This is a genomic window from Castellaniella defragrans 65Phen (assembly GCF_000612685.1).
In the GTDB taxonomy this organism is placed as follows: domain Bacteria; phylum Pseudomonadota; class Gammaproteobacteria; order Burkholderiales; family Burkholderiaceae_B; genus Castellaniella; species Castellaniella defragrans.
Genome location: NZ_HG916765.1, coordinates 3,261,489 through 3,274,933, shown reverse-complemented (window position 1 = coordinate 3,274,933; position 13,445 = coordinate 3,261,489). Strand labels below are relative to the sequence as shown.

Sequence of the window (13,445 nt, the reverse complement as noted above, 5' to 3'; positions counted from 1 at the left end):
GGCGCCGCCGGCGTCGGCGGGCCCCGGACGGTATCAGGCGCGCCGCGCCAGCGCGGGGTGCGCCGAGAAATAATCCTGGATCCCGCTCAGCACCGCGTTGGCGATGCGCTGCTGGTGCGCCGAGGTGCGCAGCAGCTGTTCTTCCTGGGGATTGCTGATGAAGGCGGTCTCGATCAGGATCGAGGGGATGTCCGGCGCCTTCAGCACGGCGAAGCCGGCGCGCTCGATGCGGTTCTTGTGCAGCTGGTTGATCTTGCCGATCTCGTTCAGGACCTGGGTCCCGACCCGGATGGAATCGTTGATCTGCGCCCCGGTGGACAGGTCCAGCAGCACCTTGGCCACCTGGGCGTTGTGCGCGCCCAGGTTCACGCCGCCGATCAGGTCGGCGTCGTTTTCCTTCTTCGCCAGCCAGCGGGCGGCGGCGCTGGTGGCGCCGTGCTGCGACAGCGCCCAGACCGACGAGCCGCGCGCCGAGGGCTTGATCCAGGCGTCGGCGTGGATGGAGATGAACAGGTCGGCCTGGACGCGGCGGGCTTTCTGCACGCGCACGTTCAGCGGCACGAAATAGTCGCGGTCGCGCGTCAGGTAGGCGCGCATGTTCGGCTGGGCGTCGATGAGCTTCTTCAGGCGGTGCGCGATCTGCAGGACGACGTCCTTCTCGCGCGTGCCGCGTTTGCCGATGGCGCCCGGGTCCTCGCCGCCGTGGCCGGGATCCAGCGCGATCAGGATCGGGCGGCCCGGGCGGGCGCCGGGCGTCGCGCGCGGCAGAGGCGGCGCGACGTCTTCGTCCGGCTGCTTGCGGGCGACCGGCGGCAGCTTCTGGCCTTCCACGGAGGGAATGGGCGCCTCCGTGGGGCTGTCCTGGGCGAGGTTTTCCAGGATGCCGGCGAGCGGGTCGTTTTCCGCGTCCTTCAGCAGCGCCATCAGCGGATCCTGCGCGACCTTCGGATACAGGTCGAGCACCAGGCGGTACTTGTACTCGCCGATGGGCTTCAGGGTGAAGACCTGGGGGGCGACGTCCTGCTTGAGGTCGAACACCAGGCGCACCACGCCGGGGCGGTTCTGGCCCACGCGCACGGTGCCGATGTAGGGGTCGTTGGGCCGGATCTTGGAGACCAGGTCGTTGATGGCGGCGCTCAGCCGCACGCCCTCGATGTCCACCACCAGCCGGTGCGGATGGTCGAGCGTGAAGTGCTCGGCCTTCAGCTCGGTGTCCATTTCCAGGGTCACGCGCGTGTATTCGTCGGCCGGCCAGGTCCGCACCGCCAGGATGGTGGCGGCCTGCGCCAGGCGCGGTACGACGGGCAGCAGCAACAGGGCGCAGCCGCCCGCGATCATCTTGCGCCGCAGGGGGGCGGCGGGGGCGCTCATCGGCGCGGCGGGTCCAGGTGCGTCAGCCATTGCTGTCCTTTTTCGCTGCAGGCGGTCAGTCGGGCATGCCGGCCGGCGCCGTCATATTCCAGGCGGATGTCGAGGTCCGGGGGCGGCAGCCGCGTGCCGGCCTGCTCGGGCCATTCGATCAGGACGACCGCGTGTTCGTCGAGCAGTTCGTCGAAGCCCGCGTCCCGCCATTCGTGTGCATCGCTAAATCTATAGAAATCAAAGTGATAGAAGTATAAGTTAGAAACGTTATAGCTTTCAAGAAGCGCGTAGCTGGGACTCTTGATCCGGCCGGTCACGCCGGCGGCCCGCAGCAGGGCGCGGGCCAGGGTGGTCTTGCCCGTGCCCAGCTCGCCGCGCAGGTGGATGCGTCCCCGGCGGCGGGGCCGCCCGGGGCGCGGCCGCAGGCCAGTCCGGCCAGCCGTTGCGCCAGGGCAACGGTGGCGTCTTCGTCCGGCAGGGGCCAGTCGATGGAAGGAAGCGGGGGAGTCATGGTGGGGGCCTCCGGGATTCAGGTTGCGGCATCCAGCCACAGTGGCAGGGTCAGGGCCGACAGCAGCGTGCCGATCGACATGGTGACCGCCACCAGCCGGCCGTCGCCGCCCATGCGGGCGGCCAGCACGTGGGCCGAGGAAGCGGTGGGCAGGGCGCTGAACAGCAGCAGGACCAGCCGTTCGCCGGCCGACAGGCCCAGCGCCCAGGCCAGCGCCAGCGCGACCGGCGGCAGCAGGACCAGCTTGGCCGCCACCATCCAGGCCATCAGCGGCGCATGCGCGCGGCCGCCCTGCAGCGACAGGGTGGCGCCCACGCACAGCAGGCCGACGGCGATGGCGCAGGCGCCCAGGCGTCCCAGGGTGACGTCGAGCACGGGCGGGATGGGCACGCGCAGGAAGTTGCAGGCCAGCGCGGCCAGGGTGGCGAGGATGAAGGGGTTGCGCGCGATCTCGCGCAGGGCGCGCCCGCCGTGGCGGCTGGCCAGGGCATGCACCGCGCCGATGTTGCTGATGGGCACGGCGAAGCCCACGATCACCGCCATGGTCGTCTGCGCGCCGGGCCAGCCCAGGCCGCCGGCCAGGGACAGGGCGAGGTAGGTGTTGAAGCGGAAGGCGCACTGGGCGACCGAGGCGTGCGCCGCCGGATCCGGGCGCACCGCCAGGCGGCCCAGCCAGGCCAGGGCGATGCCGCCGAGCATCACGCCGACGGTGGCGGCCAGCAGCACCGAGGTGTTGCCCGGTTCCAACGGTGTGCGGGTGATCGAGTGGAACAGCAGGGCGGGGAACAGGATGAAATAGACCAGTTTTTCCGCGCCGGCGAAGAAGGCCTGGTCGAATCCCAGCCGGTGCAGCAGGACCCAGCCCAGGGCGATCAGCAGGAAGTCGGGCAGGATGAGCGGGATGACGGACATGGGCGGCGGTCGGGCGGGGCTGGTGTGAGATTGTACGTGGCCGGTGGAGCGGGGGTCCGATCGAGGAGGGATCGGGAATTGCTCGGGGTCCGCTCCAGGGCCGGTCGAGAGTGGATCGGGGTCCGCTCCGGGGCCGATCGAGGTCCGCTCCAGGCCTGAATGCGGGCTCGGGTCCGGGCTGCGATTCGCGGCTTCGATCCAGGTTTCAATCGGGGTTTCAATTGTCAGGGGTGGTCACACATTCTTCAAATGTGTAGAATCTGTATCGGTTCCTGATGCATTCAGGGATTTAGGACGCAAGTTCATGCTTCAAGAACACCGGCCGGAAACCGGTGGCTCCGACTTGCCGAGTAACGCTTCCACCATGATCCGAAGTCGCGATTGGGAAAGCTTACCGATCCACCGTACCTGCCCCCTTCCTGGCCGCCTGGCCGGACCTCGCCCAGCCCCCCACGGTAGCCGCTTCGCCGGTTCGCCGCTCCTGCCGTCCCCTGCCGTTCCTCCGGGATGCGGCGTGCTGCCGCCTTCCGGCGCCGCGGCCTCCATCCGGCCGTCGGCCCGCGCACGGACGCCCGCCCGTCCGGCCTCCGGCCGTGTTCCCGCCCGTCATTTCCATCGAGTCCACCATGTCCAATGATCCCCGCTACACCGCGTATCTCGAAAGCCAGCGCCGCGCCGCGCAGTGGACCGTGTTCCTGAGGGCGGTGGCGCAGGCCCTGCAGTCGAGGCTGGACGTCGACGAGCTGCGCCAGACGATGCGCGCCGCCGGCATGCAGGCGGCGCAGGAACTGGCCCTGCCGGAATGCGAGACCCTGGCCGACATCGAAGCGGCCGCCAACCGGCACTGGTCGCAGATGGGCTGGGGGTGCGTCGCGCTGTCCGAGCAGCCCGACTGCCTGCGCATTTCGCACGCCTACGCGCCCTTCGCCGAGGCCTTCGGCGCCGAGCCGCCCGACTGGCTGGGCAGCTTTCTCGAAGGCGTCTACCAGCAGTGGTTCCTGCTGCTGGGGGCCGGCAATGCGCTGCTGGTGCGTTTCGAGGGCCGGGACGAGAACGGAATATTGAACTATCGCTTCGGGAGATGACACTCATGCGGGAATCTCATGCGGGAATCGCGCGCCGTCCGGAGGACACCATGAAAGAATCGACCGATGACATCGACAAGCTGTTCGCCTTCTTCGAGCCCTCGGCGGCCAGCCAGTACCAGGAGCTCGGCAGCCTGGACGCGCGCCACGACATGACCGAACGCTGGCCGCTGCTGGGCGCCATGCCCCTGGCGGGCACGGCGCCCCCGCCGGCGCCGCCCGCCGAGCCGCGCGACCGCTCGGTCTGGCAATCGCACGTGCCCGATCTGCCGCCCCCGTCCGAGGCGCCGGCGCCCGCGGCGCCGCCCGCCGCCGAGGGCACCGGCGCGCCCGCCATGGCGCCCGCGTTCGCATCGGCCCCGACCGCCATGCCCGCGCCTGCGCCTGCTGCGCCCGCCGTTTCTACCGCGTCCACGCCCTTCGCCGCTCCCGCGCCTGCGCCGATCGCCGCCGTGCTTGCGGCCGCCGCCGCCGGCACGGCCGCCATCGTTGCCGCGGCGCCGGCAAGCCCCGCGCCCGCGGGACGCCTGAGCGGCCTGTTCTCGCGCCTCGCGCAGGAGGACTCGCCCGTCGTGCCCGAGGCCGCCGCGGAGGCCGCCGCGCCGCCGCCCCCGCCGGCGCGGCTCGATGCGCTCTTCCGGCGCCTGGACGGACGATGAAAGTCGTTGCCGTCGTTTCGGCCAAGGGGGGTGTCGGCAAGACGACGCTCACCGCCAATCTGGCCGATGCCCTGCGGCTGTCGGGACATCCGGTGCTGGCCGTCGACCTCGATCCGCAGAACAGCCTGCAGCATTACTTCGGCCTGCCCCTGCGCGAGGGCCTGGGGCTGGCCTGGGCCGCGGAGGCCCCGGTCGGGCTGCGGGACGCCCTGCTGACGACGGCGCGGGGCGTGTCGCTCGTGCCCTACGGGCTGTGCGACGAGCCGCGGCGGCTGGCCTTCGAGCGCCGGCTGGCCGAGCGCGCCGACTGGCTGGCGCGGGCGCTCGACGGCCTCGGGCTGCCCGAGGAGCAGATCGTGCTGCTGGACACGCCGCCCGGGCCCAGCCCCTACCTGGCGCAAGCCCTGTCGGCGGCGGATCTGGCCGTCGCCGTGGTGCTGCCCGACGCGGGTTCCTACATGACGGTGCCGCAGCTGCAGCGCCTGATCCAGACCTACGGCGCCGCCAACCCCCGCTTCCAGGGGTACGGCTTCGTGCTCAATCAGCTCGACCAGGAGCGCCGGCTGAACCAGGACGTCGCGCGGATGCTGCGCGACGCCTTTGAACCCCACATGATGGGCGGAGTGCATCGGGATGAATCGCTGAGCGAGGCGCTGGCCTTCGGCCAGACCATCTTCCAGTACGCCCCCCACAGCGAAGCGGCCCACGACATCGCGGCATGTTCCCGATGGCTTGGCGACCGCCTGCACTACAGCCGAGCGGAGGTGTCGTGATGGTCGATAAAGTCGGAGCGTGGTGGACGGGCCTGCCCGTGTGGCGTCCGGGCTGGGTCCAGCTGCTGGCGCTGATGCTGGTGGCCGTCCTGGGCTGGTTCGTCGTCACCACCTACCTCGACCTGGTCGAGCAGGCGGTCTTCGGGATCCTGGTCTTCTGCGTGGCCTTCGTGCTCAACCGCGCCTCGCAGTCGCGCCTGATCACGCTGGCGATGATGTCGATCTCGGTGGCGGCTTCGCTGCGCTACATGTACTGGCGCGTGACGCAGTCCCTCGGCTTCGAGTCCTGGTGGGACGCGAGTTTCGGCTACGGCCTGCTGCTGGCCGAATTCTATGCGCTGACCGTGCTGCTGCTGAGCTACTTCCAGTCGGCCTGGCCGCTGCACCGCAAGCCGGTCATGCTGCCGGCCGACACCCGCCTGTGGCCCAGCGTCGATGTGTACATCCCCACCTACAACGAATCGCTGTCGGTGGTGCGCCAGACGGTGCTGGCCGCCCTGTCCATGGACTGGCCCGCGGACCGCATGAACGTCTACGTGCTCGACGACGGCCGCCGCCCCGAGTTCCGCGATTTCTGCGCGCGGGTGCGGGTCGGCTACCTGACGCGCGAGGACAACCGCCACGCCAAAGCTGGCAACATCAACGCCGCGCTGCCGCGCACCGACGGGGAATTCATCGCCGTGTTCGACTGCGACCACGTGCCGACCCGCTCGTTCCTGCAGGTGTGCATGGGCTGGTTCCTGAAGGACCCCAAGCTGGCCATGCTGCAGACGCCGCACGTGTTCTTCTCGCCCGATCCGCTCGAAAACAACCTGGAGGTCTTCCACAACGTGCCCAACGAAGGGCAGCTGTTCTACGGCCTGACCCAGGACGGCAACGACCTGTGGAACGCCACCTTCTACTGCGGGTCGTGCGCGGTGCTGCGCCGCGAGCATCTGCTGGCCGTGGGCGGCATGGCGGTCGAAAGCGTGACCGAGGATGCGCTGACGGCCCTCAAGATGAACAAGCTGGATCTGAACACGGCCTACCTGGCCATTCCGCAGGCGGCCGGGCTGGCCACCGAGAACCTGTCGCGGCACATCAACCAGCGGATCCGCTGGGCGCGCGGCATGGCGCAGATCTTCCGCCGCTACAACCCCCTGTTCAGCAAGGGCCTGTCGATCAGCCAGCGCGTCTGCTACGCGAGCGCGGCCCTGCACTTTTTCTACAGCCTGCCGCGCCTGGTCTTCCTGACGGCGCCCCTGGCCTACCTGTTCTTCGGGGCGCGGGTCTTCGACGCCTCCGCCCTGATGGTGGTGGTCTATGCCGGGCCGCACATCCTGCATGCCCAGCTGACCAACTACCGCGTCCAGGGCAAGTTCCGCCATTCGTTCTGGAACGAGGTCTACGAATCGGTGCTGGCCTGGTACCTGATGCGCCCCACGCTGGCGGCGGTGATCGATCCGGCCTCGCCGGTGTTCAACGTCACCGCCAAGGGCGGCACGTCCGAGCGCGCCTATTTCGACTGGCGCCTGGCCCGCCCCTACATCATCCTGCTGCTGCTCAATGCGGCCGGGATGATCGTGGGCACCGTCATGCTGGTGCAGCACGTCGGCGACGCCGGGGTGTTCCAGACCATCCTCCTCAACATGGGCTGGACCTTCCTCAACCTCGTGGTCTGCAGCGCCAGCGTGGCGGTCGCCGGCGAACGCCGCCAGATCCGCAGTTCGCCGCGCGTCCTGCAGACGCTCGACGCCACCGTGGCGCTGCCGGGCGGCCACCGGATCCGCTGCCAGACCAGCGATTTCTCCCAGGACGGCCTGGGGCTGGTCCTGCCCCAGGAACTGCCGCTGTCGCCCGGGCAGGCCATCAAAGTCTCGCTCTATCGGGGCCGGGAGGAACGGGTGTTTCCCGCCATCGTGCGCTTCTGCCGGGGGCAGCGGCTGGGCCTGTACTTCGAGGGCCTGTCCATCGCCCAGCAGGTCGAGCTTGTGCAGCTGACCTTCGCCCGCGCCAACATCTGGGCCGAGGCCTGGCATGCCTCGGCGCCCGATTCCCCGCTCGAAGCCATCCGCCAGATCGGCCGCATCGGCGGGCGCGGCTTCGGCGTGCTGCTGCGCGAGTCGGGGCGCGAACTGGGCCGCCTCTTGCGCCGCCGTCCGGGTCCGATGGCCGAAACGCCGGCTGCGCAATCATGAGGGTGGCGTGCCCGGGGCGCCGGACCGCCTCCAGGACGTGCCGCTGGCTGGGCATGCTCGCGCTGCTGGCCCTGGCCGCGGCGGCGGGCGCCCAGCCGCTTGCCGCCGACGCCCTCCAGCCGGGCGCCGGGCCGGGCGTGGCGCAGGGCGTCGGCCAGAACGCCGGTCAGGGCGCCGGATCCGATGCCGGCCAGAGCGCCGGTCAGGGCATCGAGCAGGACATCGGACCCGGCATCGAACCCACCGCCGCCGCGGACGCCGGGCAGCCCATGGCGGGCACCGAACAGTACGTCCTGCCGTTCAGCCTGCTGGGTGAACGCAGGAACCTGGAACTGCGCGGCGTCGACGGGCACCGCGAGCTGGTCTTCGGCGTGCGTGCCGACCAGCGGGTGGCGCGGGCGCGGATCGATCTGCGGTACAGCCGTTCGCAGGCGCTGCTGCAGAAGCTCTCGCATCTGAAGATCATGCTCAACGGCGAGCTGGCCGCCACGGTGCCGCTGGAAACGGCCTCGCCCGAAACGGCCGCATCCGCAACGGCCGCGCCCGGCCCGCAGGACGAAGCGCATGCCTGGCTCGACCTGCCGGTGCGGTTCTTCCGGCCGGACAATCTGCTGAGCCTGCAGCTCATCGGGCATTACACCCTGCAGTGCGAGAATCCCGTGCACCCCGACCTCTGGGCCGACATCGACCAGTCCAGCCGGCTGGTGCTCGACGTCGAGCCCCTCGTCCTGCCCGACGACCTGAGCCTGCTGCCCGCGCCGTTCTTCGACCGGCACGATCCGCGCCGCCTGCACCTGCCGTTCCTCGTCGCCGGCGCCAGCGACGCCCGGATCGAGGCCGCCGGCATGATCGCCTCCTGGATGGGCGCGCTGGCCAGCTACCGCGGCGCCGATTTTTCCGTCGGCACGCGGGATCTGCCCGCGCACGGCCACGGCGTGGTGGTCGCCGGCGCGGCCGACCTCCCGCCCGGCCTCGATCTGCCGGCCCTCGAAGGCCCCACCGTCGCCCTGCGGACCAATCCCAACGATCCCGCCGGCAAGCTGCTCGTCGTCACGGGGCGCACGGACCAGGAGATCCGCACCGCGGCGCGCATGCTGGTGCTGGGAGGCCAGGTGCTCGCCGGCCCGACGGCGCTGCTGAAGAACCTCGAAACGCGGCCGCGCAAGCCCTACGACGCGCCCAACTGGATCCCGACGGACCGCCCGGTGGCGCTGGGCGAGCTGGGCGCCGTGGGCGGATTCACGCGCTCGGGCCGCGTACCCGAGCCCATCACGGTCGATTTCCGCCTGCCGCCCGACCTGTCCGACTGGCAGACCAGGGACGTGCCGCTGTCGCTGCGCTACCGGCATTCGGCGCAGTCCCCGGCCGACGAGGGGCGGCTCGATGTGCTGCTGAACCGCGCCACGATCCGCCAGGAACTGCTGGAAGGCCGCGACGAGCGCCTGCGCCGCTGGACCGGCGACGATCCTTCCGTCCAGCAGGATACGGTGCGCATCCCCTTGGGCAGCCTGAGCGCCTTGTCCAGCCTGCAGTTCCAGTTCCGCTACAAGATGCCCGAGCGGCCCGAATGCAGCGGCGGCCAGGTGGACAACTGGCGCAGCGGCATCGACCCCGAATCCACGCTCGACCTGTCGGGCGTCGCGCATCACAAGGCCATGCCCGATCTGGCGGCTTTCAGCACCGTGGGCTTTCCCTTCACGCGCATGGCCGACCTGTCGGAAACCGTCGCGGTGCTGCCCGACCAGGCCGGGGACGAGGAATACGGCGCCCTGCTGACCTGGCTGGGGGCGGCGGGGCGGTCCACCGGCCTGCCCGCCAGCGGCATCCGGGTGCTGCGGGCCGCCGAGGCCAAGGCTCCGGCCCTGGCCGGCAAGGACGTGCTGCTGGTCGAATCCGGCCCGCCCTCGGCGCTGCTGCGCCAGTGGGCGGGGCATGTCTCCGCGGCCGGGGCGCCGGCCGCGGAGACGGAGTGGTCGGTCGGCGCCCTGATCCGGCAGGCGTACCGCTGGGTGGCCGGCGCGGGCGAGACGGCCGGCGGCCGTGCGCGCGCGGGCAGCGACTGGCTGGCCGGGTTCGAGTCGCCGGTGACGGCCGGCCGCAGCGTGGTGGTGCTGGCCGCGGGCGATGGCGCCCGCCTGGCCCAGCTCGTGGAGGCCTTCGCCCTGGATCCGGTCCAGGGAGGGCAGGTCCAGGGCGGCCTGGCGGCCTGGCAGGGCGATCGTTTCCAGGTCCTGTCGCGCGCCAGCAGCTATTACGTCGGCAGCCTGGGCGCGGTCCGGACCGTGGCCTGGTTCCTCAGCCGCCATCCGCTGCTGATGCTGCTGGCGCTGCTGCTGGGCGTGGCGCTGGCCGCGGCCGTCTTCTACCTGCATCTGCGCACGCGCGCCCGGCGCCGCCTGCAGATGGATTCCGAATGAAACGCATCGATAGAGGGCATCTGATGAAAAAGTCTACTTGGTCCATGCAATCCCGCTGGCTGTGGGCGCCGATGCTGATGCTGGCGCTGGCCTCGGGGAGCGTACAGGCACAGGGCTCGACTTCGGGCGCTCCCGCGGGCGCGCCGGCGCAGGAACGGCTGGCGGACGACGGCGGCGTGGCGCCCGCGGACGCCGCCGTGCCGCCGGCCGCCGACGCCGGACTGCTGCCCGAGGCGCCCGCCGCCGCGCCCGACTATCAGTACAAGCTCTCGCTGGAGCAGCTGGGCGCCCGGTTCCCGCTCAATCTGCGCGGAGTGGACGGCAGCGACGACGTGCCCTTCAGCATCCGCGCCGACGAACTGGTGACGGCGGCCCGCCTGAACCTCACCTACGCCTATTCGCCGGCGCTGCTCAGCGACCTTTCGCACATCAACGTCCTGGTGAACAACCAGGTGGCCTACAGCATTCCCGTGCCCAAGGACACGGCGGGCCGCAGCCTGCTGCGGTCGATCGATCTGCCGCCGCGCCTGATCACCGAATTCAACCACCTGCGCCTGCAGCTGATCGGGCACTACACCCTGGACTGCGAGGATCCGCTGCATTCCAGCCTGTGGGCCAACGTCAGCAACCAGAGCCAGCTGGAGCTGGCCGTGCAGCGCCTGTCCCTGCCCGAGGACCTGTCGATCCTGCCGCTGCCCTTCTATGACCGCCGCGACACCCGCCGGCTCGTCCTGCCCTTCGTCTTCGCCAGCGGGCGCGACGCCGCCGTGCTGCGCTCGGCGGGCATGGTGGCCTCCTGGTTCGGCGCGCTGGCCGAATACCGCGGCGCGGAATTCCCGGCGTCCTTCGACCTGCGCTATCCCGACAAGGGCAACGCCGTCGTCTTCGTGAAGGGCCAGGCCGCCGGCATGGCGGGCCTGGACAAGCTCACCGGCCCGACGGTGGCCGTGGCCACCAATCCCAACGACGCCAACGGCCGGCTGCTGGTGGTCGCCGGCCGCTCCGACGAGGAACTCGTGCAGGCGGCCCAGGCGCTGGTGACGGGCAGCAAGGCCCTGGTCGGCCGCCAGGCGGTGATCACGCAGCTCGACCCGCTGGCCGCGCGCAAGCCCTACGATGCGCCGCGCTGGATTCCGTCCGACCGGCCGGTGAAGTTCGGCGAGATCCTGTCCGGCGCCGACCTGGACGTCGCGGGCTACGACAGCGCGCCGGTCCGCCTGCCCCTGCGGGTGGCGCCGGACCTGTTCGGCTGGCACGAGGGGCCGGTGCCCATCGACCTGCGCTACCGCTACACGCCGCAGACCGGCTCGGTCAATTCCTCGCTGCTGATCAGCGCGCGCGACCAGTTCCTCAAGTCCTATCCCCTGCTGTCGATCGACCAGCTGGCGGACAAGAGCGTGGCCGATACGCTGGGCGAGGGCGAGATGCTGCCCGTCGAGGTCCGGACCACCGTTCCCCTGGCCCGCCTGGTGGCGAAGTCCGAGCTTGAATTCAAGTTCATGTACGACTACATCAAGGAAGGCCAGTGCCGCGACATCATCATCGACAACGTCCGCGGCCGCATCGAGCCCGAGTCGTCGCTCGACCTGTCGCAATATCCGCACTTCATGCCGATGCCGAATCTGGCGGCCTTCAGCGGCAGCGGCTTCCCCTACACCCGCATGGCCGACCTGTCCGAGACCGCCGTGGTGCTGGCGGACCGGCCGACCGAGGCCGACGTCGGCACCTACCTGGTGCTGATGGGCCGCTTCGGCGAGTCCACCGGCCTGCCGGGCACCGGCGTCCAGGTGGCGTTCGGCGCCGCAGGCCTGCAGCAGGCCGACAAGGACATCGTGGTCATCGCCTCGGGCCAGCAGGCCTGGCTGGAGGGCTGGGTCAAGTCCATGCCCGCCCTGGTGGCGGGGCAGGGCAAGCACGCCGACACCTCGGACCGGGTCTACAAATCGCACCTGTGGCCCACGCCCGATCCGCGCGAAAGCCAGGATGCGCCGCGCACCGACCTGGCGTATTCCAGCGAGGGAGTCGAGACGATCTTCGCCGGCTTTGAATCCCCCGTCACCTCGGGCCGCAGCGTGGTCCTGATCGCCAGCAGCGCGCCCGAAGGGCAGGCCTACGCCGTCAGCGCGCTGCTCGACGAGTCCGATTACGAGCAGGGCCTCAGCGGCAGCCTGGCGGCCGTGGACGCGCACAAGATCAGCCCCCTGGTGAACCAGTACACCTATTCCGTCGGCGAGCTGGGCTGGTGGCGGCGGATCGAATGGACGCTGGCCCGGTACTGGAACGGCCTGCCCGCCTTCGGCCGGATCTGGGACTGGGTGGGCGTGCTGCTGCTGGTGATCCTGGCGCTGGCCCTCTGGCGGATGATGCGCCGCCGTCCGGCGGCGGCGGACTGAATGCGGCCCGCCCTGTCCCTGGCGCACGCATGGCGCGGCGCGGCCCGGCAGGCCTGGGTGCTGCGCGCCTGCCTGGCCTGCTGCGTCTGCCTGATGCTGGCGCCGGCGGCGGTGCGCGCGCAAGGAGACTGCATGGCCGACTGGCCGCTGTGGCAGCAGTTCAAGGAGCACTTCGTCGAGCCCGACGGACGGGTGCTCAACGCGCGCGCGGGCAGGCAGCAGAGCACCTCCGAAGGCCAGTCCTACGCCATGTTCTTCGCCCTGGTGGCCGGCGACCGGAAGACCTTCGACCAGCTCTGGCGCTGGACGGTCGACAACCTGGCGCATGGCCAGGCGGAGCGCCGCCTGCCCGCCTGGATCTGGGGACAGGACCCGGACAGCAAGGCCTGGGGCGTGATGGACGCCAATTCGGCGGCCGACGCCGATCTCTGGTTCGTCTACGCCCTGCTGGAGGCCGGCCGGCTGTGGGGCGATCCGGCGTACGTCCGCCAGGCGCAGGCGCTGCTGGTGCTGATCCAGGCGCAAGAGGTGTCCGAACTGCCCGACCTGGGCACCATGCTGCTGCCCGGCCGCGAGTTCTTCTATACGCCCGAGCAGGGCACCTGGCGGCTGAACCCGAGCTATCTGCCCGTTTTCCTGCTGCGCCGGCTGCAGCAGGCATCGCCGCGCGGCCCCTGGGACCGGATCGCCGACAATACGCTGCGCATGCTGCGGGACGTCGCGCCGCACGGCCTGGCGCCCGACTGGACGGTCTATCGCTATGCCGACCAGGCGGCCGGCTTCGTCCCCGATGCCCAGAGCGGCGCCACCGGCAGCTACGACGCCATCCGCGTGTATCTCTGGGCCGGGATGACCGCGGCGCAGGACCCGCTGCGCGACGCACTGCTGGCCGCGCTGGGCGGCATGGCGCGGATCGTGGGCGCCGCGCCGCAGGGCGAGCCCCCGAGTCCGTCGATGCCCGGACCGGCGAGGCGCGCGGCGCGGGGCCGTTCGGCTTTTCCGCCGCCCTGGTGCCGTACTTCGATGCGCTGGGCCTGGCGCCGCTGCGGGAGGCGCAGCAGGCCCGCGCGCGGGCGCTGCTGCCCCAGGCCGTGCAGGCCGGGGCCCTGCAGGATTTTCTGCCTTACTACGATTTCATGCTCAGCCTGTTCGGCCT

The 13,445-nt window shown here is 70.9% G+C and carries 8 protein-coding genes and 2 pseudogenes; 7 read left to right on the top strand and 3 right to left on the bottom strand.

Going from position 1 to position 13,445, the window contains the following annotated elements; genetic code table 11:
- Positions 1-33 precede the first annotated feature (33 nt).
- The 3 genes and pseudogenes from BN940_RS14590 to BN940_RS14580 all read right to left on the bottom strand — a co-directional run bounded on the left by BN940_RS14590 (position 34) and on the right by BN940_RS14580 (position 2,785).
- Positions 34-1,401 carry an N-acetylmuramoyl-L-alanine amidase gene (locus BN940_RS14590; protein WP_043684164.1) on the bottom strand — a complete coding sequence of 456 codons (1,368 nt, stop codon included), beginning with the start codon at positions 1,399-1,401 and terminating at the stop codon, positions 34-36.
- Positions 1,368-1,873: pseudogene (tsaE, locus tag BN940_RS14585) on the bottom strand (tRNA (adenosine(37)-N6)-threonylcarbamoyltransferase complex ATPase subunit type 1 TsaE). Before tsaE ends, BN940_RS14590 begins: the two are co-directional and overlap by 34 nt.
- Positions 1,874-1,891: 18 nt before the next feature.
- Positions 1,892-2,785 carry an AEC family transporter gene (locus BN940_RS14580; protein WP_043684162.1) on the bottom strand — a complete coding sequence of 298 codons (894 nt, stop codon included), beginning with the start codon at positions 2,783-2,785 and terminating at the stop codon, positions 1,892-1,894.
- 626 nt (positions 2,786-3,411) lie between these two features.
- Here BN940_RS14580 and bcsD point away from each other — a divergent pair.
- The 7 genes and pseudogenes from bcsD to bcsZ all read left to right on the top strand — a co-directional run.
- Positions 3,412-3,870, top strand: coding sequence for a cellulose biosynthesis protein BcsD (gene bcsD / locus BN940_RS14575; protein ID WP_148304982.1), 459 nt, complete (start codon positions 3,412-3,414; stop codon positions 3,868-3,870).
- 50 nt (positions 3,871-3,920) lie between these two features.
- Positions 3,921-4,529, top strand: a complete 609-nt coding sequence (bcsR, locus tag BN940_RS19475; protein ID WP_043684160.1) for a BcsR/BcsP family cellulose biosynthesis protein — start codon at positions 3,921-3,923, stop codon at positions 4,527-4,529.
- Positions 4,526-5,302, top strand: coding sequence for a cellulose biosynthesis protein BcsQ (bcsQ, locus tag BN940_RS14565; protein ID WP_043684158.1), 777 nt, complete (start codon positions 4,526-4,528; stop codon positions 5,300-5,302). The genes bcsR and bcsQ overlap by 4 nt, the downstream gene beginning before the upstream one ends.
- Positions 5,302-7,479 (top strand): UDP-forming cellulose synthase catalytic subunit, encoded by a 2,178-nt coding sequence (bcsA, locus tag BN940_RS14560; RefSeq protein ID WP_052355911.1) that lies wholly within the window; start codon positions 5,302-5,304, stop codon positions 7,477-7,479. The genes bcsQ and bcsA overlap by 1 nt, the downstream gene beginning before the upstream one ends.
- A 53-nt stretch (positions 7,480-7,532) precedes the next feature.
- Complete coding sequence (locus BN940_RS14555) at positions 7,533-9,896, top strand: cellulose biosynthesis cyclic di-GMP-binding regulatory protein BcsB (protein ID WP_052355910.1); 2,364 nt, start codon at positions 7,533-7,535, stop codon at positions 9,894-9,896.
- Between the two features lie 23 nt (positions 9,897-9,919).
- Positions 9,920-12,289: a cellulose biosynthesis cyclic di-GMP-binding regulatory protein BcsB gene (gene bcsB, locus BN940_RS14550; RefSeq protein ID WP_158386307.1), complete on the top strand. Its 2,370-nt coding sequence runs from the start codon at positions 9,920-9,922 to the stop codon at positions 12,287-12,289.
- Positions 12,290-13,174: pseudogene (gene bcsZ, locus BN940_RS19950) on the top strand (cellulose synthase complex periplasmic endoglucanase BcsZ); the annotation flags it as partial.
- Between the last annotated feature and the right edge of the window lie 271 nt (positions 13,175-13,445).

Bases quoted from the DNA above. Each gene is read 5' to 3' on its own strand.
- BN940_RS14590 (WP_043684164.1), bottom strand. From the start codon at position 1,401: ATGGCTGACGCACCTGGACCCGCCGCGCCGATGAGCGCCCCCGCCGCC.
- bcsD (WP_148304982.1), top strand. From the start codon at position 3,412: ATGTCCAATGATCCCCGCTACACCGCGTATCTCGAAAGCCAGCGCCGC.
- BN940_RS14555 (WP_052355910.1), top strand. From the start codon at position 7,533: ATGCTCGCGCTGCTGGCCCTGGCCGCGGCGGCGGGCGCCCAGCCGCTT.
- bcsB (WP_158386307.1), top strand. From the start codon at position 9,920: ATGAAAAAGTCTACTTGGTCCATGCAATCCCGCTGGCTGTGGGCGCCG.
- bcsR (WP_043684160.1), top strand. From the start codon at position 3,921: ATGAAAGAATCGACCGATGACATCGACAAGCTGTTCGCCTTCTTCGAG.
- bcsQ (WP_043684158.1), top strand. From the start codon at position 4,526: ATGAAAGTCGTTGCCGTCGTTTCGGCCAAGGGGGGTGTCGGCAAGACG.
- BN940_RS14580 (WP_043684162.1), bottom strand. From the start codon at position 2,785: ATGTCCGTCATCCCGCTCATCCTGCCCGACTTCCTGCTGATCGCCCTG.
- bcsA (WP_052355911.1), top strand. From the start codon at position 5,302: ATGGTCGATAAAGTCGGAGCGTGGTGGACGGGCCTGCCCGTGTGGCGT.